At 30.9% G+C, this 23,063-nt stretch carries 24 protein-coding genes; 9 read left to right on the top strand and 15 right to left on the bottom strand.

Annotated elements, in window-relative coordinates; all coding sequences use genetic code 11:
• Window positions 1-141: 141 nt before the first annotated feature.
• The 5 genes from BM072_RS01235 to BM072_RS01255 form a co-directional block, all read right to left on the bottom strand.
• Window positions 142-3,192: a sensor histidine kinase gene (locus BM072_RS01235; protein WP_092905750.1), complete on the bottom strand. Its 3,051-nt coding sequence runs from the start codon at window positions 3,190-3,192 to the stop codon at window positions 142-144.
• Entirely contained in the window at window positions 3,179-3,973 is a 795-nt protein-coding gene (locus tag BM072_RS01240) for a LytR/AlgR family response regulator transcription factor (protein WP_092905752.1), read from the bottom strand. Before BM072_RS01240 ends, BM072_RS01235 begins: the two co-directional genes overlap by 14 nt.
• Window positions 3,974-4,052: 79 nt before the next feature.
• Complete coding sequence (locus BM072_RS01245) at window positions 4,053-5,204, bottom strand: MFS transporter (protein WP_092905874.1); 1,152 nt, start codon at window positions 5,202-5,204, stop codon at window positions 4,053-4,055.
• A 3-nt stretch (window positions 5,205-5,207) separates the two neighbouring features.
• Window positions 5,208-5,600 (bottom strand): SMU1112c/YaeR family gloxylase I-like metalloprotein, encoded by a 393-nt coding sequence (gene gloA2 / locus BM072_RS01250; RefSeq protein ID WP_092905876.1) that lies wholly within the window; start codon window positions 5,598-5,600, stop codon window positions 5,208-5,210.
• A gap of 4 nt (window positions 5,601-5,604) precedes the next feature.
• Window positions 5,605-6,684, bottom strand: coding sequence for an NADH:flavin oxidoreductase/NADH oxidase (locus BM072_RS01255; RefSeq protein ID WP_092905754.1), 1,080 nt, complete (start codon window positions 6,682-6,684; stop codon window positions 5,605-5,607).
• A gap of 180 nt (window positions 6,685-6,864) precedes the next feature.
• Between BM072_RS01255 and BM072_RS01260 the strand changes: the two genes are divergently transcribed.
• The gene (locus tag BM072_RS01260) at window positions 6,865-8,199 is read left to right on the top strand and encodes an NAD(P)/FAD-dependent oxidoreductase (protein WP_177190232.1); all 1,335 of its coding nucleotides are present in this window, start codon (window positions 6,865-6,867) and stop codon (window positions 8,197-8,199) included.
• A 66-nt stretch (window positions 8,200-8,265) separates the two neighbouring features.
• Here BM072_RS01260 and BM072_RS01265 read toward each other — a convergent pair whose 3' ends face one another.
• The 8 genes from BM072_RS01265 to BM072_RS01300 all read right to left on the bottom strand — a co-directional run bounded on the left by BM072_RS01265 (window position 8,266) and on the right by BM072_RS01300 (window position 15,683).
• Window positions 8,266-8,919 (bottom strand): hypothetical protein, encoded by a 654-nt coding sequence (locus BM072_RS01265; RefSeq protein ID WP_125113122.1) that lies wholly within the window; start codon window positions 8,917-8,919, stop codon window positions 8,266-8,268.
• A gap of 141 nt (window positions 8,920-9,060) precedes the next feature.
• Window positions 9,061-9,846 (bottom strand): zinc ribbon domain-containing protein, encoded by a 786-nt coding sequence (locus BM072_RS01270; protein ID WP_092905760.1) that lies wholly within the window; start codon window positions 9,844-9,846, stop codon window positions 9,061-9,063.
• A gap of 2 nt (window positions 9,847-9,848) precedes the next feature.
• Window positions 9,849-10,946: a Nif3-like dinuclear metal center hexameric protein gene (locus tag BM072_RS01275; protein WP_092905762.1), complete on the bottom strand. Its 1,098-nt coding sequence runs from the start codon at window positions 10,944-10,946 to the stop codon at window positions 9,849-9,851.
• Window positions 10,947-11,432, bottom strand: a complete 486-nt coding sequence (locus tag BM072_RS01280) for a GNAT family N-acetyltransferase (RefSeq protein ID WP_092905764.1) — start codon at window positions 11,430-11,432, stop codon at window positions 10,947-10,949.
• Window positions 11,404-12,435: a phosphotransferase enzyme family protein gene (locus BM072_RS01285; protein WP_092905766.1), complete on the bottom strand. Its 1,032-nt coding sequence runs from the start codon at window positions 12,433-12,435 to the stop codon at window positions 11,404-11,406. The genes BM072_RS01280 and BM072_RS01285 overlap by 29 nt, the downstream gene beginning before the upstream one ends.
• Window positions 12,436-12,438: 3 nt before the next feature.
• Window positions 12,439-13,356 (bottom strand): nucleotidyltransferase family protein, encoded by a 918-nt coding sequence (locus BM072_RS01290; RefSeq protein ID WP_092905768.1) that lies wholly within the window; start codon window positions 13,354-13,356, stop codon window positions 12,439-12,441.
• Window positions 13,349-14,716 carry a Gfo/Idh/MocA family protein gene (locus tag BM072_RS01295; RefSeq protein ID WP_092905770.1) on the bottom strand — a complete coding sequence of 456 codons (1,368 nt, stop codon included), beginning with the start codon at window positions 14,714-14,716 and terminating at the stop codon, window positions 13,349-13,351. Before BM072_RS01295 ends, BM072_RS01290 begins: the two co-directional genes overlap by 8 nt.
• 88 nt (window positions 14,717-14,804) lie before the next feature.
• Window positions 14,805-15,683 carry a ChaN family lipoprotein gene (locus BM072_RS01300; protein WP_092905772.1) on the bottom strand — a complete coding sequence of 293 codons (879 nt, stop codon included), beginning with the start codon at window positions 15,681-15,683 and terminating at the stop codon, window positions 14,805-14,807.
• A gap of 79 nt (window positions 15,684-15,762) precedes the next feature.
• Here BM072_RS01300 and BM072_RS01305 point away from each other — a divergent pair, with 79 nt between their 5' ends.
• The 5 genes from BM072_RS01305 to BM072_RS01325 all read left to right on the top strand — a co-directional run bounded on the left by BM072_RS01305 (window position 15,763) and on the right by BM072_RS01325 (window position 20,334).
• Window positions 15,763-16,662, top strand: a complete 900-nt coding sequence (locus tag BM072_RS01305) for an ABC transporter ATP-binding protein (RefSeq protein ID WP_092905774.1) — start codon at window positions 15,763-15,765, stop codon at window positions 16,660-16,662.
• Between the two features lies 1 nt (window position 16,663).
• Window positions 16,664-17,494 (top strand): ABC transporter permease, encoded by an 831-nt coding sequence (locus tag BM072_RS01310; protein WP_092905776.1) that lies wholly within the window; start codon window positions 16,664-16,666, stop codon window positions 17,492-17,494.
• Window positions 17,495-17,677: 183 nt separating this feature from the next.
• A complete protein-coding gene (locus BM072_RS01315) occupies window positions 17,678-18,703 on the top strand; it encodes a DHH family phosphoesterase (RefSeq protein WP_177190233.1) in 1,026 nt (341 codons plus the stop codon).
• Window positions 18,704-19,231 carry an FKBP-type peptidyl-prolyl cis-trans isomerase gene (locus BM072_RS01320; RefSeq protein ID WP_092905778.1) on the top strand — a complete coding sequence of 176 codons (528 nt, stop codon included), beginning with the start codon at window positions 18,704-18,706 and terminating at the stop codon, window positions 19,229-19,231. It begins immediately after the preceding gene.
• 26 nt (window positions 19,232-19,257) lie between these two features.
• Entirely contained in the window at window positions 19,258-20,334 is a 1,077-nt protein-coding gene (locus BM072_RS01325) for a peptidylprolyl isomerase (protein WP_092905780.1), read from the top strand.
• 54 nt (window positions 20,335-20,388) lie between these two features.
• On the opposite strand, the gene BM072_RS01330 is transcribed toward BM072_RS01325, so the two are convergent.
• Window positions 20,389-20,625 carry a hypothetical protein gene (locus BM072_RS01330; RefSeq protein ID WP_092905782.1) on the bottom strand — a complete coding sequence of 79 codons (237 nt, stop codon included), beginning with the start codon at window positions 20,623-20,625 and terminating at the stop codon, window positions 20,389-20,391.
• A gap of 61 nt (window positions 20,626-20,686) precedes the next feature.
• A complete protein-coding gene (gene arsC / locus BM072_RS01335) occupies window positions 20,687-21,031 on the bottom strand; it encodes an arsenate reductase (glutaredoxin) (protein ID WP_092905784.1) in 345 nt (114 codons plus the stop codon).
• Between the two features lie 38 nt (window positions 21,032-21,069).
• On the opposite strand from arsC, the gene BM072_RS01340 reads away from it, so the two are divergent.
• Genes BM072_RS01340 through prfB form a run of 3 tightly spaced genes read left to right on the top strand, consistent with a single transcriptional unit; the run spans window position 21,070 to window position 23,049 of the window.
• The gene (locus tag BM072_RS01340) at window positions 21,070-21,471 is read left to right on the top strand and encodes a DUF6146 family protein (RefSeq protein WP_245752016.1); all 402 of its coding nucleotides are present in this window, start codon (window positions 21,070-21,072) and stop codon (window positions 21,469-21,471) included.
• A 33-nt stretch (window positions 21,472-21,504) separates the two neighbouring features.
• Complete coding sequence (locus tag BM072_RS01345) at window positions 21,505-21,903, top strand: hypothetical protein (protein WP_092905786.1); 399 nt, start codon at window positions 21,505-21,507, stop codon at window positions 21,901-21,903.
• A gap of 45 nt (window positions 21,904-21,948) precedes the next feature.
• Window positions 21,949-23,049, top strand: a complete 1,101-nt coding sequence (gene prfB / locus BM072_RS01350; RefSeq protein ID WP_092905788.1) for a peptide chain release factor 2 — start codon at window positions 21,949-21,951, stop codon at window positions 23,047-23,049.
• Window positions 23,050-23,063: the final 14 nt, after the last annotated feature.

The raw sequence follows: 23,063 nt of genomic DNA on the forward strand, positions 1-23,063 counted from the left end.
TTCATAGGTTTAGAAAACAAGTATCAAAGTTTAATACTTAGTTTGAAATCGATATACAAATATATATGACTTCAATTAATCTATCATTAAAATAGACTTTAGAGTTCGTCAATTATCTTTTTAGAGCAGTGAATTTACTATTTAAGCAAGTGAATTATTCCAATCCACGTTTAATAACATCGTAACAATTGTTCCATTTTCGTCCGAAAAAATCGAAACATCATCATTTTTATCATTATTTAACAAATGTAAACGCGCCATAATAATTTTCAAAGCCTTCGATTCGTGTGTTTTATTTGAATCTATATTTTTTGAAAAGCCTTTACCATTATCTTCAATTTTAATGACAAAATATTTTTCTTTATGTGTAACATTTAAAGTAATTGTAGGATTTACATAACTTTGATTAAACGCATGCACAAAGGCATTTTCAACAATTGGTTGAAGCAACATTGGTGGAATTTTAGTTTTATAAATATCAACTTCATTGGCTATGTCTACTACAAAATTCACTTTATTTTGCCATCTAAAATTTTCAACTTCATTATATAACTTAAGAAATTCTATTTCTTCATTTAGACTAATTTCATTCTTCGTTGATAAATTTAGCATTTGACGAATTAAATGAGAAAATCTCCCCAAACTATTTATTGCATTATCTACATCATTATCTAAAATATAATATTGTATTGAGTTTAAAACATTGAAAATAAAGTGAGGATTCATCTGCGATTGCAAGGCGACCAAACGTGTTTCTGTCAATTTTCGCTCTAATAACAAACGTTGATTTTCTTGCTTATTCTTTTCTTTTAACTGATTTATTTTTAGATTATTAAACTTATTCAACGTACTAATTTTTATCGAATAATATTTATAGACAATTAATCCTAAAGTTAAAATTGAAAGCAATATAAAATAAATATTTAGATAAAAAGGTGCAGCTATTTTTAGCGAAACAAGCTCTACAATTTGCTTATTTCCGTTATTTGTATCGGTAATTTCAAGTTCAATTTTATAAGAACCATGATTTAAATTTCTGAAAAATATAAACTCATCGTTAAAAGATTCGCTCCAATTTTCTTGCGGATTTATACGATATCTGTATTTATAATTTAACGGAAAATCTACATTGACAATAGAAAAATCAATAAAAATATTGTTCTCATTATTCTTTAATTTCAGATGTCGATCAATCAAATTAAACCATAAAAATTTCTCACGTGAATACTTTTCATCATTCACTTTAAGGCCTGTAACAATCACCTTTTTAGGCTTATTTTGTTGATGAATTAATTGATTCAGATTTATATCATAATACCCATTTTCAACTCCAAGTGACAATATTTTACCATCATAAATTGACGAATGAATGTCTTTGTCTACAAAACCTTGCTCATTATTTATTGTAAACATTCTTTTACCATCAATAATCAGCAAATTTCGGTTCGTTCCGATTACAATTTTATTCTCAAAAACATCAATTGAACTAATATTTTCTCCACCAATTTTTCGAATATCAATCTCATTTTTCTTAATCAATTTTTCGCCAACAACATCAAAAACATAAACTTTAGAAAACTCTGTAGCAACCATTAATTGGTTATTTCCTACACATTTTATCATTTTAAGTTTAGTTTCCTTAAATTGATTTGTTTGCAAATAAGACGTAAATTTTCCGTTCTCATATTTAAATAATCCATCTAAAGACGAACCAAAAAAAACTGCTTTATCATTTTGACAAATCGACACCACATCTTTTGGAATATTAATCTGAGAATCGGGATGATTTTTATATTTCAGGTTATACAAATCATCAAAAATTAACATTCCACTGACAGAATTTGCGACAATAAATTGATTCTTAAAAAATGCAAAATAATAAGGACGAATTGGTAAATATGTTTTAAAATGTCCGTCAAAATCAAGCTCAAATAAACCAATATTTGTCGAAATCCAAAAAGAAGAATTGTGTTTGATAATTCGTATAAATCGAAGTTCATTTACTTTTAAATCGTAATTAATTTCCTGAAAATCTTTGTTCTTTTTATTTATAAAATCACTGTATTTTGGTCGATTTTGTTGCATAAAATGATAAAAATCGTCGTTTGAGACATGTTTTTTATAGGTTTCTTCATCTTTAATATACAAACCTAACGGTGAAAGAAAATAATCTAAATTATTGATAGAAATTATCTCGATAACTTTCCGATTATCGATTGTTTTATAATCTAAAAAATGATTTAAATGCACTTCAAAAATACCTTTATCCAACGATGACACATAAAGTAAATTATCTGCTGGATTAGAAAAAATTTTGTTAGGATATTCTGAATCAATTTTAAAATTCTTTGTTTGATTAAGTAATTTATCACCATTAATCTCGCCTATAATTCCATTTCCAGAAATATAATCATAACCTGCAAATAAAACTGATTGCTGTTTATTTGATGCATCACTATCTCTAATCAAAGGAGAATTGAGGAGTTTATATGTTTTTTTATTGGCTAAAAAATCATCAATAGAAATTGAAAAAACACCATCATTTGATGATAAATAAAGAATATTTTTATCTAAAAAACTATATAAAATTCGGTTATAAGAATTGACTAATTTCAGCTTAGTTTTCGAAACTTCAAAAACACCATGATCCATTGTCGCAACATAAATCTTGTTTTTATACTTAAAAAAACAAACCGCTTCTAAGGCTAAATTATTATTTTTTTCGAAAGATGGATTGTATATTTTTTTTGATTTTGAATCAATTATTGAAATTCCACCTTGCGCTGCAACATACATTAAATCATTATCTAAAAATAATTTACGTACTCTATCCGAAACTAAACCTTTAGCTAAATTTATTTGTTCAAAATTTTGTCCTGTGAATTTCACAATTCCTTGCCCGTAACTTCCAAGCCAAATATTATGCTCTGAATCTTCGGTAATTGTCCAGATATTATTGAACTGAATTTTCTCAAAACGTTTCATCATTTTGAAATTTTCCATGTCTTTTACAAAAACACCGAAACGCGTTCCAGCCCAAACAAAATTTCGCGAATCTTTGTAAATACTTAGAATTTCATTGGCAGGTAAACCACTCTCATAGGTATATTGTTTTGTGTAAACAAATTGACTAAAAATCAATTGATTACAAAACAAAAGAATAAAAACAAGTAGATATTTACGAAACAACATTCGCTAAAATTTTATAACCTAAAGTAGTTACTGGCAATGTATTTTCGCCTTCGTGAGGATTGCAATTCAAAATTAAAACATTGTTGCGTTTATCAAATTTATTCGCAAAATTTATGTTGACTAAATATGAACGATTGATTCTTAAAAAATTAATTTGATTAATTAAACCTTCTACTTCTTTCAACGTTTTTGTCACCATAAAAGATGCTGTTTTTGTATAAATTGTACAATAACTATCGTCGGCTTTGCAGTAAATAATTTCATCAATTTTGAGTACTAAAACCTCTGTAATAGATGGAATAAAGATAATTCCATGTTCTTTTTTTAGTTGATTTTTTAAATCATTATTCGAAACTTCATCCTCTATTTCTTCAATTTTATCAATTTCATTTATAGACTCTAAAGTTATATTTTGACGTTCTACAAAACGATTCAATAAAATTTTTAAATCAGAAATTGCAATCGGTTTCATCAAATATCCCAAACATCCCCACTGATTTACAGCTTGTAAAATATAATCGGAATGCGCTGTTGTAAAAATAACATCGAATTTTATTTCTTCAAAATAATCAAATAACTTAAACCCAAATTCATCTGGCATTTGAATGTCCAAAAAAACAATATCTGGTTTAATTTGTTTGATAATCTCTACACCTTCTTTAACAGAACTCGCAGTATCAATCGATATAAAAAAATCGGTCAAAGCATGTTGAATAATTTTTTTTAACCCTTGTTGAGCAAAATGTTCATCATCAATAATAAGTGCTTTGTACGTTTTCATTTTAAAGTATTTGAAACAAATATAAAAAGAAAAAGAATGCTCTAAACGAACATCCTTTTTCTTTTTATATTCTATTGAATTAAATTCTTTTTGATTTTAATTGTAAAAATACCGCTGCTATAATTGCTCCGACAGAAGCCATTATAAATCCTACCCATAATTGCGAATTGTAGCCTAATCCTAAAGTGATTGGAATTCCTCCAAGAAAAGCGCCTAATGCATTCCCAACATTAAAACTTGCTTGACCTGCTGCTGCTGCTAAAGTTTCTGAACCTTTTCCGTTATTAATTAACATCATTTGAATTGGCGAACCAATTGTAAACGAAATTAAACCTGTAATAAACGACATAATATAAGCCATTGCTGCAATGTGAGATGTAAAGTAAACAACGATTAAACAAATTGCCATCGACGAAAAAGAGATAACCGCAGCCTTATTTGGCGACATTGTATCTGCTATTTTTCCTCCAATAAAATTACCAACAAACATTCCTAAACCAACTAAAGTCATAATAATAGGAATTTTAGATTTTGGTAAATCTGCCACATTTGTCATTAATGGAGAAATGTAACTTATCCAAGCAAAAAGTCCTGATGTTCCGATAGAAATCATGACGATTAATACCCAAGCTTCCCATTTCTTGAAAAAGCTTAATTGTTCAGTTAAACTTCCTTTGTTTAAATTTTTAATATTCGGAATCCATAACGAAATGGCTAACATCGTTATTAATCCAAACGAAGCAATAATACCAAAAGTTAAACGCCACGAGAACATTTGCCCTAATTTTGTACCTAACGGAACGCCAACAAGATTGGCGAAAGTAAGTCCCGCAAACATAATAGAAATTGCTTGCGCTTCTTTCCCTTTTTTAGCCAATTGACTTGCAACTACCGAACCTACACCAAAAAAAGCACCGTGCGGTAAACCAGACATAAAACGAGCAATCATTAACGTAGAATAACTTGGCGCAACAACGAAAAGTCCATTGAAGATTGTGAATAAAAGCATGAAAAAGATAAGTACTTTTTTAGGCGGATATTTGCTTGTAGCCATTATTAGCGTTGGTGCGCCAACCATAACTCCCATCGCATACATGGAAATAAAATTTCCTGCTTTTGGTATTGAAATATGTAAATCTTTTGCAAAATCCTCTAAAACTCCCATCATCGTAAATTCCGTCATTCCGATGGCTAATCCTCCCATTGCTAAAGCAATCAAACTTTTCTGTATCATTTATTCTTCTTCGTATAATTCTATCGGCAAACCGTCTGGATCTTCAAAAAAAGTAAACTTTTTTAGGCTATATTCATCCACACGAATTGGTTCTATATAAATTCCTTTCGCATTTAACTTTTCTACTTCCTTCTCAATATCTTCTACGGCAAAAGCTAAATGACGTAATCCACGGGCTTCTGGACGAGAAACTCTTGTTGGTGGATTAGGAAACGAAAAAAGTTCGATGCAATAATTTTTTTGCAAAGCTAAATCTAATTTATAAGAATCCCTTTCTTTCCGATAAACTTCTTGAAGAATTTCTAATCCTAAAATTTCTGTATAAAATTCTTTCGATTTTTGATAATCCGAGCAAATAATCGCGATATGATGAATTTTTTTTAAGTTTAACATCTTTTTATTTGTAATGATTATTTTTTGCACGTTCGTATTGTGGTAACCATTTTAGATCATCTCCTAAAACTTTAGCCGCATCTAGTACAAAATATGGATTACGTAATAATTCTCTTCCTAACAAAATTAAATCTGCTTCGTTATTTTGTAAAATTTCTTCAGCTTGTTTTGCTTCAAAAATCAATCCTACAGCTCCAGTAATAATGTTTACTTCATTCTTAATTGCATTTGCAAACGGAACCTGATAATTTTTTTTCACTTCGATTTGTTGATAATCCACTGCTCCACCCGAAGAACAATCAATCACATCAACTCCTTTTGATTTTAAAATTTTAGAAAGTTCTACAGTTTGAGCAATATCCCAACCGTTTTCTGCCCAATCCGAAGCGGATAAACGAACCCAAAGCGATTGCGTTGTCATATATTTCTTCATTTCATCGACAATTTCAAGAACAAAACGAATTCTATTTTCAAAACTACCACCATATTCATCTGTTCGATTATTAATTAATGGAGATAAAAATTGATGAACCAAATAACCATGCGCGCCATGAATTTCTATAATTTCATAACCAGCTTTTAAAGCTCGTTCTGTAGCTTTACCAAATTCAACAATTACTGCTTTTATCTCTGTTGTAGTAAGCTGATGTGGCGCTTCATCTCCATCTATAAATGGTTGATTTGTACTAGAAACAGTTTTCCATCCGTTTGGTTCTGTCGATTTTATTTGATCTTTACCAACCCAAGGTTTTTGTGTACTTGCTTTACGACCTGCGTGTGCCAATTGAATTCCTGGTACGCAATTGTATTTTTTAATTTCGGTTGTTAATTTTTGATAAGACGCAATATGTTCATCTTTCCAAATTCCTAAATCTTCTGCAGAAATACGACCTTCTGGCACAACTGCCGTTGCTTCTTGTATAATTGCGGCAACATTACCAACTGCACGAGAAATATAATGTGTAAAATGCCATGCTAATGGAAAACCATCTTCTGAAGAATATTGGCACATTGGCGACATAATTAGTCTATTTTTAAGCGTAATTGTGTCGTTTATTTGTATTGATTCGAATAACTTACTCATCGTTTTATTTTTATTGAAGTTATAAAATTAAGGGATTTATTGAATACTGACAAAAAACATACATTTAAAAAAATCTAATAATCAGCTTAATATCATGATAAATAGTTAAGCATCAGAATAAAATTCAATAAATCTTTCATTGTTTCTACCATTGTTCGTAATTTTACAAAAAAGTGAATTTTGGAAAAGAAAAAGATTGTCATTTTAGGTGCTGGATTTGCCGGACTAAAATTAGCCCGTAAATTAAATAATAACCCACACTTTTCTGTTACACTTATTGACCGCTATAATTACCACCAATTTCAACCTTTATTTTATCAGGTTGCAACAGCTGCAATTAACGCAAGTGATATATCTTTCCCGATACGTAAAGTATTTCAGGAAAGTAAAAATATCAGTGTTCGTTTGGCTGAAGTAACTAAAATTAATAAAGAAAAAAACGAAGTTGAAACCACAATCGGTGATTTTTCTTATGATTATTTGGTTGTTTCGATGGGATGTACCACAAATTTCTTCGGAAACAAACAAATTGAGGAATTATCATTCCCAATGAAATCGACAAATGAAGCGTTAACGCTTAAAAATCGATTACTTACAAATTTCGAGAGTGCATATTCTGCAGAATCTCCCGAAGAAATGGAAGAAATAATGAATATTGTAGTTGTAGGTGGAGGACCAACAGGAGTTGAGCTTTCAGGTGCAATTGCGCAAATGAAAAAATTTATTCTTCCGAAAGATTATCCAGATTTAGATTTCTCTAAATTGAATATTTATTTGATTGAAGGAAGTCCAAATTTATTAGGACCAATGTCAGATTTAGCGCATAAAAAATCGTTTGAGTATTTATCAAACATGGGCGTTAATATTTGGACAGAAGGTCGCGTTGTTGATTATGACGGAAAAACAATTTCGTTGGCTGATGGACGCACAGTAAAAACACGTAACCTAATTTGGGCTGCTGGTGTTACAGGAAATGTACCTGACGGAGCTGTTACAAAAGAGGAATTGCAACGTGGAAATCGTATGAAAGTAGATCGTACGAGCAAAATAATTGGTACCAATAACATTTATGCAATTGGTGATATTGCATCTATGGAAACACCAAAATATCCGAACGGACATCCGCAGTTGGCACGTGTTGCAGGAGATCAAGCTGAACATTTGGCAAAGAACTTCGATAAAATTGCGCAAGGATTTTCGGACGATAAATTGAGTTTATTTGAGTACAGCGATCCTGGATCTATGGCAACTGTTGGTAAACGAAAAGCTGTTGTTGATTTACCTAAGTTTTCGTTTTCTGGACGTTTAGCTTGGTTTACTTGGATGTTTTTACACTTGATGTTAATTTTAACTGTTCGTAACAAAGTGGCTATTTTCTTTAACTGGGCGCATACTTATTTTACAAATGACTCGTCATTGCGTATTATTGTTCGACCAACTAAAAAAGATTTTAGATTTAATTTAAAACAGTATCGTCGTTTTCCTAAAAACCGCGATAAAGAAATTGAAGCATAAATTTATATTTCATAAAACAAAAAACGCGCAACAATTGTTGCGCGTTTTTTGTTTATATAATTTGTGTTATTTTTGTTTTCTCATCTCACTTCTTGATGTTGAAAAACGTTTTGTAGTATTAGTTGCTTTACTTGAAATTGATGATTTAGATGATTTGTTTGAGAAAGAATAATAATCAAAAAAGCCATTAAAATCTCCATATAAAGCATTTCCACTTATATCTCTTAAAGAGAAACGAGAATTTAATAAACTTCTATTATAATAATCAAAATAGTTTTCTAAGTATATATTTCCCGATTGAAATTGATTATTATAAACTTCTAAAGAACCTGAACCTGTTATTGGAACATAATTATCCATTGTTGGATTTTCAAAATATTCTATATAACTAATTCTTCTGCCTGAATTACTTGTATCATAAGTTCCATTAAATAATAATCCGTTTTTTTGAAATATCTCTAAAAATAAATAAGAACCGTTTAATTTCCCGTATTGCGGTACAACATTTTGAGAAAGTTCTACAGTATAATAAATACCTCCATCAGCAAGTTCAGAATCAGTAATAACTGCATTACGCAAAGGAAATGTCTTACCTAAATAAGTAACTTGACCTGTATTTATAATATCTGGAACTTCTATATATCCATCATCATCATTAACACATGACGTAAGCGATAGAGATGCAATTGCTAGCATCATCAAAAATATAATCTTTTTCATTTTCTAAAATTTATTATTCATTTATTCTATTTTACCAATTACAAATAGCGTGCTAAAAAATTAATGCATGATATTTTTTCATAAAAAAAGTGTTACAAAATTTGCAACACTTTAATTATAAATATGATAAATTTTTATTTTTTATCCTTTAATCACATATTCCATCTTTTCTTGTTCCTCTAAAGCAAGCTCTAAATCAACCAAGATACGACCAGAATGCTCATCCGTAATAATTTTTTTACGTTGTGCAATATCCATTTGTCTTTGTGGTGGAATTGTAAAGAATGATCCTGCAGAAGCTCCACGCTCTACAGCAACAACAGCTAAACCGTTTTTTACAGAGTTTCTGATACGAGTATAAGCTTCTAATAATCTTTGTTCGATTTTTGCAGAATAATCTACAGATAATTTTAACAAAGTACTTTCTTCTTTCTCAGTATCTTTTACAATTGTATCCAACTCGGCTTGTTTATGACCTAAATGATCTTTCATAGAAGCTAATTTCGTATTGAACTCTTCTATTTGAGAATTTTTTTGTTGAATTTTAATTGTAAACTCACGAATACGTTTTTCAGCCAACTCGATTTCCAAACCTTGATATTCAACTTCTTTAGCTAAAGCGTCAAACTCTCTGTTGTTACGTACGTTATCTTGTTGTTTTGTATATTTTTTTATTAAAGCTTCAGCATTTTTAATTGCTTCTTTCTTTAATTTAATATCTTCATCCAAACCTTTTGTTTCGTCAACAACTTTTTGGATTCTCGTTTCCATTTGCGCAACATCGTCGCTTAAATCATCAACTTCTAAAGGTAATTCACCTCTTGTGTTTCTGATTTCATCTAAACGTGAATCAATTAATTGTAAGTCGTATAATGCGCGAAGTTTTTCTTCAACGCTCATTTCTTTGATATTTTTTGTTTCAGACATAGTTAACAATAATTAACAGGATTGGTATTAATTCCAGAATTAAAGACCACAAAATTAGTAAAATTTTCTTTAAGATACGTAGTTATTAAGTTTTTTGTAAACTGTTCTGATTCAAAATGTCCAATATCGGCCAAAACTATCTTATTTTCAGCGGAAAAGAAATCGTGATATTTTAAATCAGCCGTAATATAAATGTCCGCTCCAGCTGCAATTGCATTTTTTATAGCAAAAGCACCAGAACCTCCAAGCACAGCAACTTTCTTAATTTTTTTATTTAATAGATTAGAATGACGAATAACGGGCGTATTCATTTGTTGTTTTAGATAAGTAAAAAATTCAATTTCACTCATTGCTTCATCTAATTCGCCTATCATTCCAATTCCTACATATTGATTTTTATTTGTCAATGAAATCACAGAATAAGCAACTTCTTCGTACGGATGCGACGCAAACAAAGCCGCCATAATATCAGCTTCTGCATGTTGTGGCATAATCACCTCTATTCGGGTTTCGGTTACAGTTTCTAATTTTCCAATTTCTCCAATAAAAGGATTTGCACCATCTATTGGTCTAAAATTACCTTTACCAGAAACTTCAAAACCACATGAATCATAGTTTCCTATTTTTCCTGCACCAGCTTCGTACAGTGCATTTTTAACAGCTTCTGCGTTTTCTGTTGGTGCATAGGTAATCAATTGCTTGATTGTATTTGCTTTGGGAATTAAAATTTTTGTTTGATTTAATTTTAATTGTTCCGAAATCTGGAAATTTACACCGATTTTCGAATTGTCTAATGCTGTATGTGTTGCATAAATATTAATTCCATTTTTGATGGCTAACATTACCGCTTTTTCAACATACGTTTTTCCGTTCAGTTTTTTTAATCCAGAAAAAATAATTGGATGAAAACTAACAATCAAATTACACTTTTTTTCTATCGCTTCTTCCACAACTTCTGGCGTTGTATCCAATGCAACTAAAATTCCTGTAACCTCATCATTATAATCTCCAACTAAAAGTCCTACATTATCAAAATCCTCTGCATACGCCAAAGGCGCTATATTTTCCATTGCCGAAGCAACATCTTTTACTTTGATCATTTATTGTTTCATTTTCAATTTTTCGGTTGGTAAATCATTCTCAACTCCCTTCCAATATGATTCAAAATTAAACTTTTCTAACAATTTTCGCGATGCAATATTATCAGGATCAATCACGGCAATTATTTCATGAGTCGGAAAATTTGCTTTTGCATTCGCAATCAATCGATCACAAATTATTGTTCCAATTCCTTTTCTCCAAAATTCTTTTTTAATCAGATAACCAATTTCCAAAGAGTTTTCTAAATGATTATTGTAAACAATTTTACAATCGCCCAAAAAAGCATCTTTTTTATCATAAACTTTAAAGTAACCCAATTTTTCGTGAACTGAACTTTTTTCTAAAATCGACGTAAATTTATGATTGGCTTGTTCCTCTCCCAAACCTTTTCCCGAAATATATTTCATTTGTTCATCATCCTGAACAAGTTTAAAATACTCGTTAAAATCTGTGGGATTATATTTCTCTAACCGAATTTTTATCATGAAAATTTGTAATTGCTTTTAATAAATTGATCTGATTTATTGTACGATTTAGATTTTGTTTTGGATAAGAAATTGAATAATATACATCATTATTTAAATAATCTGCCAAAAACCTAACCGCCTGAATATAAATCACAATATACGCAACAAAATCCATATTTTCGATTTCTACGTCAGACAAATCATTTTTTAAATGCTCTAAAAAACCTTTTTTAACCGCTTGATAATAAGTCGGCTCAAATGCATTTTCGCCATCTGGATCATCTTCTACTTTTAAATTAGCGTATGTACGAATCATGTCTCCAAAATCGCACAAAATATTACCAGGCATTATTGTATCCCAATCTATAACTGCGATTGCTTGCGAATGTTTATCATTATCAAATAAGAAATTACTGATTTTTGCATCAGCATGAACCACACGTTTCGGAAAATCTATTTCTAAATAACGTTTTACTTGATTAAGATTATCTAAAATATAATTTACCTCGTTTTTCGTTTCTTGCAAACGTTCTTCTGAAGCGTTTTCTAACGCAGAATTAAAATCTTTGATGCGTTTTGCATAATCTAAAAATCCATCAATTGACGGTTCTATTTCATCAATATTTATATCGATAAGATTTGCATGAAATTCACTAATTGTTTTTGCAGCTTCGTATGCTTGTTCGGCAGATTCTACTTTTTCAAAACAAATAGAATTTGGAATAAAAGAGGTTAAACGCCATGTTTCGCCATTTTCTATCACCAATAAATTTTGATGTAAATCGGGAACAATTTCTATAATTGAACGTGGGTATTTTTTTGTTTTTAAATGAGTTGAAACCAAATCAATATTAGACGAAATAACTTCGGGCTTTGGAAAAACCTTTGTATTAATTTTCTGTAAAATATATTTTTTGCCTTGATTATCTAACTCAAAAGTCGAATTTATCCAACCAGAAGTAATTGGTTTAATACGAATATCATCACTATTTGTAAAATAATGTTTTAGAATATTTTCCATATTTTAAGCCCACAATGCTTTTGGGTATTTTTGATCATCAACTAAATTTTGAATAGAATCTACAACCACTGCTCTATCTTCTGGATACGTCATTCCGAACCAATTTTCGTTTGATTTTTTTACAATCACCTCCAATTGATCTTCTTTTATCATATCATTAATCACTTTTGGTAAATAAAATTCTGCTTTTAATTGACTTGAATTTTCTTTGAGAAATTGATTGAATTTATCTTCTAAACTTCTAAAAATTGAAGGATGTAAAACCCAAAAATTCATCGAAACTAAAGATTCTGCATCAAGTACAAAATTTGCATTTTCCTCCTCGTACATCACAACACCTTCGTTATCTCTAAAAATATTTGTACGCTCTACTACAAGCTCTAACAACTCGTCTTTTACCGTACAAATTCCACGAGAAACAGCTCCGTTTTCACTCAATGTGTTTTCAAGTTTATAGGCAACCATACCATAACGATTTGCTAAAATTAGTTCTTGCTGAACCAATTCATTTGCTTTCTGAAATGCTTTTTGTCCATAAAAATCATCTGCATTGATGACAATAAAAGGATTAGTTAAATGATTTTTTGCAATTAACAACGCATGTCCAGTTCCCCAAGGTTTTTTACGATGTTCTATTTTATCATAAATTGCACGAGAAACTGCCGTATAAGTGGTCTGTAGAATAAATTCTACAGACCCAGCATTACGTTCAATAATATGTTGGAAATATTTTTTTGTTTCGATATCAAATTGTTGATTGATGATAAAAACAAAATGTTGAATGCCAATTGAAAAGGCATCAAAAATTGAATATTCCATCAATGACTCTCGGCTAGGACCAATAGGATCAATTTGTTTTTGACCATTGTATCGGCTTCCCATTCCTCCTGCCAATATCACTAAAGATAAGTTATTAGCCATAGTTTTCAAATCCAAAAACTGGTTTTCTTGTTTTATATTTTCCTCTTGTAAAGTCTGGCATTTCCTGAGATGCACCGTTTCCTTCAATCGATTTTTCGCTTAAAGGTGTTACGGCATACCAAGTTGCTAAATCGTAAACATCAAAAGGAAATTCTTTGTTATTTTTTATACACTCAATAAAGTCATTAATTAAGAAGAAATCCATTCCTCCATGTCCAGCACCTTCCGCTTGTTTCTCAAATTTTGTCCAGATTGGGTGATCATGTTTCTTTAAATATTCTTCTGAATTTGCCCATTTATGAGAATGTTGCATTTCATTTTCGAAATAAATAAATCCTTGATTAAATCCTCCAGAACCAATATCTTGCCAAATACCATCTGTTCCCTGGATTCTGAAACCTAAGTTATATGGGCGTTGTAAAGAAGTATCGTGTGTTAATAAAATTGTTTCTCCGTTTTCACATTTCAACATTGTTTGTACAACATCACCTTCTTTAAAAACAACTTTTGCATTTGGATGATCTTTACCTCCATTCTTCACAATATAATCCGTCAAACCTGCTTGTTTAGACGCCATAGATGTTAAATGAGTAATTCTATTACCGCGGTTAACATCCATCATCGTACCAATTGGTCCTAAACCGTGTGTTGGATATAATTCTGCATTACGCTTTACATAATGATCTGTACGCCAAACAGCTTCCGAAAATCCTTTGTCTCCAAATTCTACTCCTCCGCCATACGCTTGTTTTCCATCATTAAACAAAACATTACGTAAATCGTGCTGATAACCACCTTGTCCGTGTACAATTTCGCCAAACATACCTTTACGAACCATATTCATTACTGCCATAACATCACGACGATAACAAACATTTTCCATCATAAAAACAGGTACTTTTGTTTTTTCGTACGTATCTACATAATTCCAACATTCTTGTAAATTCATTGCTCCACAAACTTCTAAACCTACAATTTTACCAGCTTTCATAGCTGCAATTGTTTGCTCTTCATGAAATTGCCATGGAGATGAAATGACTACTGCATGTATGCTTCTTTCTTTGTATAATTGTTTATATCCATCTAAACCTTGGTAATATTTTACTGGTTTTTTACCGTGTTTTTCAAAGATTTTATTGCAACGATCAATCATACGCTGATCTGGTTCTGCAATAGCAACAACCTCAACATCATTACGCTTTAACAATTCATCTAAATGAACTTGTCCGCGCATACCACATGCTACTAAACCTACTTTTACTTTATCAATTTTAGTTGAAAAACTAAATAATGAATCTGGTGATACCAACGCAACGGTAGAGGCAGCTGCGGTAGATTTAATAAAATTTCTTCTGTCCATAGTGTGTTTTAATTTTCGATTTTTCTAAGTATTAAAGACTGCAAAATATTAAAAAACTTTATAAAAGTCTATTTTTAATTCTTAAAAATTAAAACGTTTTAGGCGCATCTTTAGGAAATACTATAATAAACTCTGTAGTAGAAAAATTTTCTTCTTTTGGCTTCACAATAGAAAGTTTTTCGTCAGCTCCTTCCAAAATTTCTATGACAGCAATTTTCAAGTTTGGGTTAGATTTCTTCAAAAACCAATAAATTCCTCCATAATTCTTTGAATGATAATCGCCATTGTAATGTATAAATAGATTATCAGCTTTATAATGTTGCAAAATCGTTTCGGACATCGTAGCATCTTTCAAAGCTTGAGCCGCAACAAATTGTTTCGCTTTTATACCTGCATGATCGCCCATCATTTTTATCATTTCTGGATAACCAGGCGCATCATAATCAATTTCTAAAGGTAATTTTGCAATCAATTTTTTGTTTTCTGTAGAAATAGTGTCCAAACTTGACAATCCATTTTTAGAAACATACGACGCAAATTTACGTGTAACATTAGTTGCTACAAATTCTACTTTTTTATCTTTCGCAAAATCGACCAAAGGCTTATAATCAGTTGCATAATTCTGCCATAATTTTGTTGCTGCCTGAAATTCTTTATCAGTAGTTTTCCCTGACAAATAGTTATTTAAATCAGTTTGCTGATGACGTTCAAACATTTCTGCACCAAGTGTCAAATTACCATTTTTCTTTTCATACAACGCTTTTGTAAGCTGTAATTGCAACCAATGGTTAACCGCATTATTGTGATATTCACCAAATAAGACAATATCGTAATTAGAAAGTTCGTTAATCATTTTATGAAACGTCGCTTTCTTTTCTTTTTTATTATAAATTTGATAAGTTTTAAGGTCTTGCGCATTCGCGAAAATTGAGCTTATAAACAAGAAAGCATAAATAATTTTTTTCATTTTTGTTATTTAAATTAATTCTAAATTGTAACAAATTAACAAAAATCTCTACGAATAATAAAAATAAAATTCAACTACTATGAATAAAGTTCTTGAAATTCATCAACTAACCAAACGATTTGGCAGTTTTACTGCTGTAAATAACATCAGTTTTTCGGTAGAAAAAGGAAATGTTTATGGATTATTAGGCCCTAATGGAAGTGGAAAATCGACTACATTAGGAATGATTTTAAACGCAATTAACCCAACAGCCGGAAGCTGGAAATGGTTTGACCAAAATCCAGATAATAATTCGTTAAAACGAATTGGCGCAATTATAGAAAGTCCAAAATTTTATCCTTATTTATCTGCGCAAAAAAACCTAGAAATTGTAGCGGATATCAAAGAAGCTAGTCATACAAAGATTGATGAAAAGCTAGAATTGGTTGGATTAATTTCTCGTAAAAAAGATAAATTTCAGCATTTTTCTTTGGGTATGAAACAACGTTTGGCAATTGCTGCGGCGTTATTAAATGATCCTGAGGTATTGATTTTGGACGAACCTACAAATGGTTTAGATCCGCAAGGAATTATTCAAATCAGAGAATTGATTATTAAGATTGCAGAACAAGGAACAACCATTATTTTAGCAAGTCATTTATTAGACGAAGTAGAAAAAGTTTGTTCGCATGTTGTGGTTCTTAATCAAGGAAAAATGTTGTACGCAGGCTCTGTAGATCAGATGAATTCTAGCTTTGGTAGTATTGTTGTTTCGGCTGCAAATATGGAAACTTTAGAATATACGCTTAAAACATTGCCTTTTATTTCGAAAGTTACACACGAAAATTCAAAATTATTAGCTGTTTTAACGGAAGAAAAAGATCCAGCAGATATCAATAAAATTCTTTTTGAACACGGTATTGTCGTTAATCATTTGGTTAAACGAAAAGAATCTTTAGAGCATCAATTTTTCCAATTAATTCAAAATCAAAACAACTAATATGAAAAGATTATTTAACATCGAGTGGAATAAAATGTTCTACAACACGGGAACACGAATTTTTATCATTTTGTACTTTGTGATGATTATTTTGATGGGAATTACATTGCCTAGTATTAAACCAAATATGAGCGGACAAGTTGTCGATTTCATCAAATTTGGTGCGTTAGAATTTCCTGTAATTTGGCATAATATAGCTTGGTTAGTCGGTTTCGGTAAATTCTTTTTAGCTATTATTGTCATTAATAATATCTCTAACGAATATTCGTTTGGGACGTTTAAACAAAATACAATTGATGGCTTATCTAAAACAGAATTTTTTGGAACAAAATTATTAATGAACCTTATTCTGACTTTATTTTCTACATTTTTGGTCGCTGCAATCGTATTAAGTTTAGGCGCAACTTTTAATGATAAATTTGATGTTCTTAACGGAATACAATTTTTAGGAGGTTATTTTATCGAAATCTTTGCATACGTAGTATTCGCTATGTTTTTAACTTTTTTATTAAAGAAAAGTACATTTGCTATTTTATCTTTAATTGTTTTAAATATTGGAGAATCAATCTTAAAAGCAGTCGAATATTTTGTTAGATTTGGTAAAAATGAACCAATAAATTTAGAAAAAACTACTTTTTACACTAACTTTTTACCATTAAATTCAAATTCAAAAATAGTTGATTATCCACCAATCAGCATTACAAAGCTAATGACAACGGGAAAATTATTTGATACATCAAATGTGCAATGGGAATATTTAGCCATTAATGTTTTTTACATCATTTTATTTTTAGCATTATCATTATTTATCATCAAGAAAAGGGATTTATAAAACATACTTTTAAAATCATTCCTATAAAAGCCTCGCAAATTGTGAGGCTTTTATATTTCAACGCAATTTATTCGTCAAATAATCTGCGATAATTCATTTATTATGTAAATTTTAGCAGAATTCTACGTTTTTATTCGTCAGAAATAGATCATTTAATAAACTTGTTTTTTTATCTTTGCAGTTATGCAAATGACAAATTTCGAAGAGCTAAAAGGGCTTTTAAAATCAGCACCAAAGAAAATTGCTATCCTTCCGCACAAAAATCCGGACGGCGATGCAATTGGATCTACATTGGCTATGTTTCATTATCTAAACAAATTAGGACATTCTTGTAACATTGTTTCGCCAAATGATTTTCCTAAATTCTTAAAATGGATGCCATCGGCAAAAGAGATCGTTATTGCAGACTACAAGCCAAAAGTTGCAGAAGCAATCATACATCAAGCCGAATTAATTTTTATTTTAGATTTTAATACGGTGAAACGAATTGACGATTTAGGAAACTGGGTTGAACGTTCTAAAGCACCAAAAATATTAATCGATCATCACCGCGAACCAGATACATTTGATTTTATGTATTCGGATATAGAGATGCCCGCAACATGCCAAATGGTTTACAATTTTATTGAAGCCATGGACAATTTAGATTTAATTGACAAAGGCATTGCCGAGTGTATTTATACGGGTATAATGACTGATACAGGAGGTTTCCGATTCAGAAACACATCATCAGACACGCATCGTATTGTAGCAGAATTAATTGATAAAGGTGTAGAAGTTGACAAAGTAACCTCTTACGTTAACGATTCGCAAACACAAGGTCGATTAAAATTATTATCTTTAACGTTAAATAATCTTACATTTTTACCCGAATATCGTACAGCTTTCATGTTTCTAAAACGTGAAGATTTATTAACAAACGGTTTTCAGAAAGGTGATACCGAAGGTTTTGTAAATTATGGTTTAAGTGTAGAAAATTTTATCTTTTCAGTTATTTTTATTGAGGACACACATCATAATTTCATAAAAATCTCGTTACGTTCTAAAGGTGATTTTGATGTCAACGAATTCTCTCGCAAATATTTTAATGGCGGTGGTCATATCAATGCTGCAGGAGGTCGTTCGGACTTAAATATGGAAGAAACAATTGCTTATTTCCAATCATTATTGCCAGCGTATCAAGAAAAATTGACTAATATCGTCATCTAAATGAAAAAAATTGCCTTAGTTGCCTTCGTAGTATTTGCTTTATCAAGCTGCGACAAAAAAGTTGTTCAATATCCCATTTCATATTCAAATGATGATTTTATGAAACGCTCTCAAGAACGTGGTAAGCTTCTGCATCAAGAAGAATTACAATGGTTTGATGAGTACATGAAAACGTCTGACCAAAAATTTGTGAAAACAAGTTCTGGTTTTTGGATTTCTAATTCGGGAGAAAAAACACCACAAACAGCCAACAAAGGAGATTATATTGAATTTGAATACCAAGTAACTGATTTAAAAAACAATATAATTTACTCGTTTCAAGAAAACGGTGTGAAAAAAGCTATTTTAGGTAAAGTTGATTTAGCGCGAGGTTTACACGCTGGTTTACAATTGATACCAGAAGGTGAAACCGCTAAATTATTATTACCTTCATTTTTAGGTTATGGCGGCTATGGTGACGAAGGAAAAATTGGTCCTGATGAACCAATCATTATGGACGTAAAAGTTATAAAAATTAAAAAACACTAATTTGTATATACACGACTGTAAAAGAAATGAAAAAACTATTATTAATCTTAACTGTCATTACTACTTTAGTTAGTTGTGGCGTTAAAATTCCAAAATCGATGAGCAAAGAAGAATTTAAAAATTTAGAAGACGGATTGTACGCAAAAATGACAACAAATCATGGTGCAATGACAATCAAATTATACGAAGAACAAGCACCTATGACGGTTGCTAACTTTGTTGGATTAGCAGAAGGTACAAAAGAAAATAAAGCAAAAAAGAAAGGTGAGCCTTTTTATGATGGAATTGTTTTTCACCGTGTAATTAAAGATTTCATGATACAAGGTGGAGATCCAGACGGAATTGGAACTGGTGGACCTGGTTATGATTTTGAAGACGAATTTGACGCAACTTTAAAACACGATCAAAAAGGTGTTTTATCTATGGCAAATTCTGGACCTGGAACTAATGGTTCTCAATTCTTTATTACAGAAGTACCAACGCCTTGGTTAGACGGTCGTCACACAATTTTTGGACAAGTTGTTGAAGGTTTAGATGTTGTAGATTCTATCTCAAATGTAGAAAAAACTCCAAGCGATAAACCTGTAGTTCCTGTAATTATAGAGAAAGTAGAAATCGCTCGTAAAGGTGATCATTACAAAAAATATGATGGTGCTGAGGCTTTTGAAGCTGCAAAAGCAAATCATTCTAAAAAACAAGCTGAAGCTGAAGCAAAAGTAAAAGCTGAAAAAGATGCTGAAATTGCTCGTCAAAAAGAATTAGAAGCAAAAGCATTAACAACTCCTTCTGGATTAAAATATGTAGTTTTAGAAGAAGGTAAAGGTGCAAAACCTGTTCAAGGAGACGACATCAAAGTACATTATACTTTACGTTTAAACGATGGTGAAAAATTAGATTCTTCTTATGACAGAAACCAACCATTAGACGCAACAGTTGGTGTAACTGGATTAATCCAAGGATGGATGGAAGCTTTGACTATGTTTAACAGAGGTTCTAAAGTTTTCTTAATCATTCCTTCAGATTTAGGTTACGGACCAAGAGGTGCAAGCGGTGTAATTCCACCAAACGCAACTTTATATTTTGATATGGAAGTTTTAGACTAAAATATTATTTCATAATAAATTAAAAAAACCACTCAATTGAGTGGTTTTTTTGTTCTATTTTTCTTTTACAGCAACCGCTTTGTCGTCGTTTTCTGTTTCAAGTTTCTTTTCATATTTTTTCATGATATAGTCGGCTGCAAGCGAAACTGCAATTCCACCAATAATACCATATATCGATCTTTTTCCTAAAAACTTAGCAACTGTAACTCCTGTAGTTGCCGCAGTTGTTAAAAGACCTATTTTCGAACCTTTTTCGCGTTGGCTTTTTGATAATGCATCTAAAATTTTCATAGTTTATAAGTTTATGATTTCTAGATATTATGCAATTATTAATCCAAACTAAAATAATCAACTATTTTATAAACGCTTCTACCAATTCTTTTGGTCGACCAACTACTCCACTCTTTTCATCTAAAACAACAGGACGTTGTATCAACTTCGGAAATTCTACCATAGCATCCAAAACTTCTTCTTCAGACAATTCTTTACCTTTAAAATTAGTTTTCCATTCTTCTTCATTTGTTCTGATAAGCTCTATTGGTTTTAATTTAAGCTTTGATAAAACGGTTTGAAGTTCTATTTTCGTCAAAGGTTCTTTCAAATATTCTCTCACTTCAAATTCTTTTCCAGAATCTTCTAAAACTTTTATTGCTTCTCTACTTTTTCCGCAACGCGAATTATGTAAAATCGTGTACATATCTGTTATTTTTAGTAAATTTATTAAAATTTGAAATCATGAAAAAGTTATTCCTCTTAATATGCATCCCAATATTATTTTTGGCGTGTATAACAAACCAAACAACTTCTGTTCCTAATAAAGACGATAACTCGTTAAAATTTGAACCAAATGAGGAGGGCGATTATGATATTGTCGTTTTTGATCCTGATTATGAAGTCTATCTTAGAACAACTGCTCCACCAAAATCATATTATTCGAAAGAATATTATGAATCGCAAAACAGACGATATGTGACAATTTGGAATCAGCGACACATGATGCCGATGGCTTATAATCCAGATTTATATGCTGTAAGCATTGATTTGGATCCGAATATTGACTATGGTTTAGATTTTGAATATAAATTATTTAATTTCTTTCGCTTTATTGAACATAAATATCGTGTCAGAATTAGATAATATCGTTTATTTTTGCAAGTCAATTTTAGAAAGATGAACGAATACTCAACAGAAATATATAATCAAATAATTGAAACTTTTCCTGATTTAGAAGGTCAAAACGAATCAAATAATAATTTATTAAAATTTCATCTCGAAAATGAATATAAATCTACATTTGGCGATTTATACATCGAAACATCCGAAGATGATAAAATTTGGGTGCGTGCCAATTCTCCTTTTACAACGTATGAGGTAGATTCTACAGAAGAACTTTTTTATATTTTAGAAGGTTTGATGTACAACGAATTATTTTGGGTAATTAGCTACGAAGGCGATGATTGGGATGATACATTTTTGATTTTGAAAGACCAAGAAATTAAAATAGAGGAAGGAATTACATACCATATACTTTCGTGGAATGGTAAAAATGATCAAACAATAAAACCGTAAAATCTCATATATCCCAAAAACTTCAAATTTTATACATTTGCAATTATGTTTAACAACGAATTACTAAAAGATATCCAAAAACGTACGCAAGCTTTGCATGAATATTTGGAAATCGAACAAAAAGAAATCGAAGTCCAAAATGAAGAAGAAATTGCTGCTTCGCCAGAATTTTGGAACAATCCAAAAGAAGCAGAAAATTTCATGAAAGTTTTACGCGGAAAAAAGAAATGGATTGATGCTTATCAAACTATTGCAAATGCCGTAAATGATATTGAAGTTTTAGTAGAATTTAACCGCGAAGGCGATGTTTCTGATGCCGAAGTACAAGAACAATACGATATTGTTGCAAAACTATTGGAAGATATCGAGTTCAAAAACATGCTTTCAGAAGAAGGAGATAATCTTGGCGCTGTTTTACAAATTACGGCTGGTGCCGGTGGTACAGAATCGTGCGACTGGGCAAGTATGTTGATGCGTATGTATTTGATGTGGGCAGAAAAAAATGGCTACAAAGTAAAAGAGTTAAACTATCAAGCTGGTGATGTTGCAGGTGTAAAAACGGTAACTTTAGAAATTGAAGGCGAATTTGCTTTCGGTTATTTAAAAGGCGAAAATGGTGTACATCGTTTGGTTCGTATTTCGCCATTTGATAGCAATGCGAAACGACACACAAGTTTTGTTTCCGTTTATGTTTCGCCTATTGTTGATGATACAATAGAAATTGACATTAATCCGGCTGATATAGAATTACAAACTTCTCGTTCTGGAGGTGCCGGTGGTCAAAATGTAAATAAAGTAGAAACTAAAGTTCAGTTAACACATAAACCTACAGGAATTATGGTGGTTTGTCAAATTGAGCGTTCGCAATTAGGAAACCGCGAGCGTGCAATGGAAATGTTGAAATCTGAATTATATAAAATAGAGTTAGACAAAAAAATGGCTGCTCGAAACGAAATTGAAGCTGGTAAGATGAAAATCGAATGGGGTTCTCAAATTCGAAATTACGTCATGCATCCATACAAATTAGTGAAAGATGTACGTACAGGTCACGAAACTGGAAATGTAGATGCAGTGATGAATGGTGAAATCGATGATTTCTTAAAAGCTTTCTTGATGTTGATGGGACAAAAAGAAACATCAAAATAAATTTCACATTTAAA

The organism is Algoriella xinjiangensis, from assembly GCF_900115015.1.
GTDB classification, from domain to species: domain Bacteria; phylum Bacteroidota; class Bacteroidia; order Flavobacteriales; family Weeksellaceae; genus Empedobacter; species Empedobacter xinjiangensis.

What these genes read in the sequence shown, in the direction of transcription:
- BM072_RS01275 (WP_092905762.1), bottom strand. Translation starts at nt 10,946, where the DNA reads ATGATCAAAGTAAAAGATGTTGCTTCGGCAATGGAAAATATAGCGCCT.
- BM072_RS01280 (WP_092905764.1), bottom strand. Translation starts at nt 11,432, where the DNA reads ATGATAAAAATTCGGTTAGAGAAATATAATCCCACAGATTTTAACGAG.
- BM072_RS01340 (WP_245752016.1), top strand. Translation starts at nt 21,070, where the DNA reads ATGAAAAAGTTATTCCTCTTAATATGCATCCCAATATTATTTTTGGCG.
- BM072_RS01270 (WP_092905760.1), bottom strand. Translation starts at nt 9,846, where the DNA reads ATGTCTGAAACAAAAAATATCAAAGAAATGAGCGTTGAAGAAAAACTT.
- prfB (WP_092905788.1), top strand. Translation starts at nt 21,949, where the DNA reads ATGTTTAACAACGAATTACTAAAAGATATCCAAAAACGTACGCAAGCT.
- BM072_RS01285 (WP_092905766.1), bottom strand. Translation starts at nt 12,435, where the DNA reads ATGGAAAATATTCTAAAACATTATTTTACAAATAGTGATGATATTCGT.
- BM072_RS01320 (WP_092905778.1), top strand. Translation starts at nt 18,704, where the DNA reads ATGAAAAAAATTGCCTTAGTTGCCTTCGTAGTATTTGCTTTATCAAGC.
- BM072_RS01265 (WP_125113122.1), bottom strand. Translation starts at nt 8,919, where the DNA reads ATGAAAAAGATTATATTTTTGATGATGCTAGCAATTGCATCTCTATCG.
- BM072_RS01315 (WP_177190233.1), top strand. Translation starts at nt 17,678, where the DNA reads ATGCAAATGACAAATTTCGAAGAGCTAAAAGGGCTTTTAAAATCAGCA.
- BM072_RS01295 (WP_092905770.1), bottom strand. Translation starts at nt 14,716, where the DNA reads ATGGACAGAAGAAATTTTATTAAATCTACCGCAGCTGCCTCTACCGTT.
- BM072_RS01240 (WP_092905752.1), bottom strand. Translation starts at nt 3,973, where the DNA reads ATGAAAACGTACAAAGCACTTATTATTGATGATGAACATTTTGCTCAA.
- arsC (WP_092905784.1), bottom strand. Translation starts at nt 21,031, where the DNA reads ATGTACACGATTTTACATAATTCGCGTTGCGGAAAAAGTAGAGAAGCA.
- BM072_RS01345 (WP_092905786.1), top strand. Translation starts at nt 21,505, where the DNA reads ATGAACGAATACTCAACAGAAATATATAATCAAATAATTGAAACTTTT.
- gloA2 (WP_092905876.1), bottom strand. Translation starts at nt 5,600, where the DNA reads ATGTTAAACTTAAAAAAAATTCATCATATCGCGATTATTTGCTCGGAT.
- BM072_RS01300 (WP_092905772.1), bottom strand. Translation starts at nt 15,683, where the DNA reads ATGAAAAAAATTATTTATGCTTTCTTGTTTATAAGCTCAATTTTCGCG.
- BM072_RS01305 (WP_092905774.1), top strand. Translation starts at nt 15,763, where the DNA reads ATGAATAAAGTTCTTGAAATTCATCAACTAACCAAACGATTTGGCAGT.
- BM072_RS01325 (WP_092905780.1), top strand. Translation starts at nt 19,258, where the DNA reads ATGAAAAAACTATTATTAATCTTAACTGTCATTACTACTTTAGTTAGT.
- BM072_RS01290 (WP_092905768.1), bottom strand. Translation starts at nt 13,356, where the DNA reads ATGGCTAATAACTTATCTTTAGTGATATTGGCAGGAGGAATGGGAAGC.
- BM072_RS01310 (WP_092905776.1), top strand. Translation starts at nt 16,664, where the DNA reads ATGAAAAGATTATTTAACATCGAGTGGAATAAAATGTTCTACAACACG.
- BM072_RS01330 (WP_092905782.1), bottom strand. Translation starts at nt 20,625, where the DNA reads ATGAAAATTTTAGATGCATTATCAAAAAGCCAACGCGAAAAAGGTTCG.
- BM072_RS01235 (WP_092905750.1), bottom strand. Translation starts at nt 3,192, where the DNA reads ATGTTGTTTCGTAAATATCTACTTGTTTTTATTCTTTTGTTTTGTAAT.
- BM072_RS01255 (WP_092905754.1), bottom strand. Translation starts at nt 6,684, where the DNA reads ATGAGTAAGTTATTCGAATCAATACAAATAAACGACACAATTACGCTT.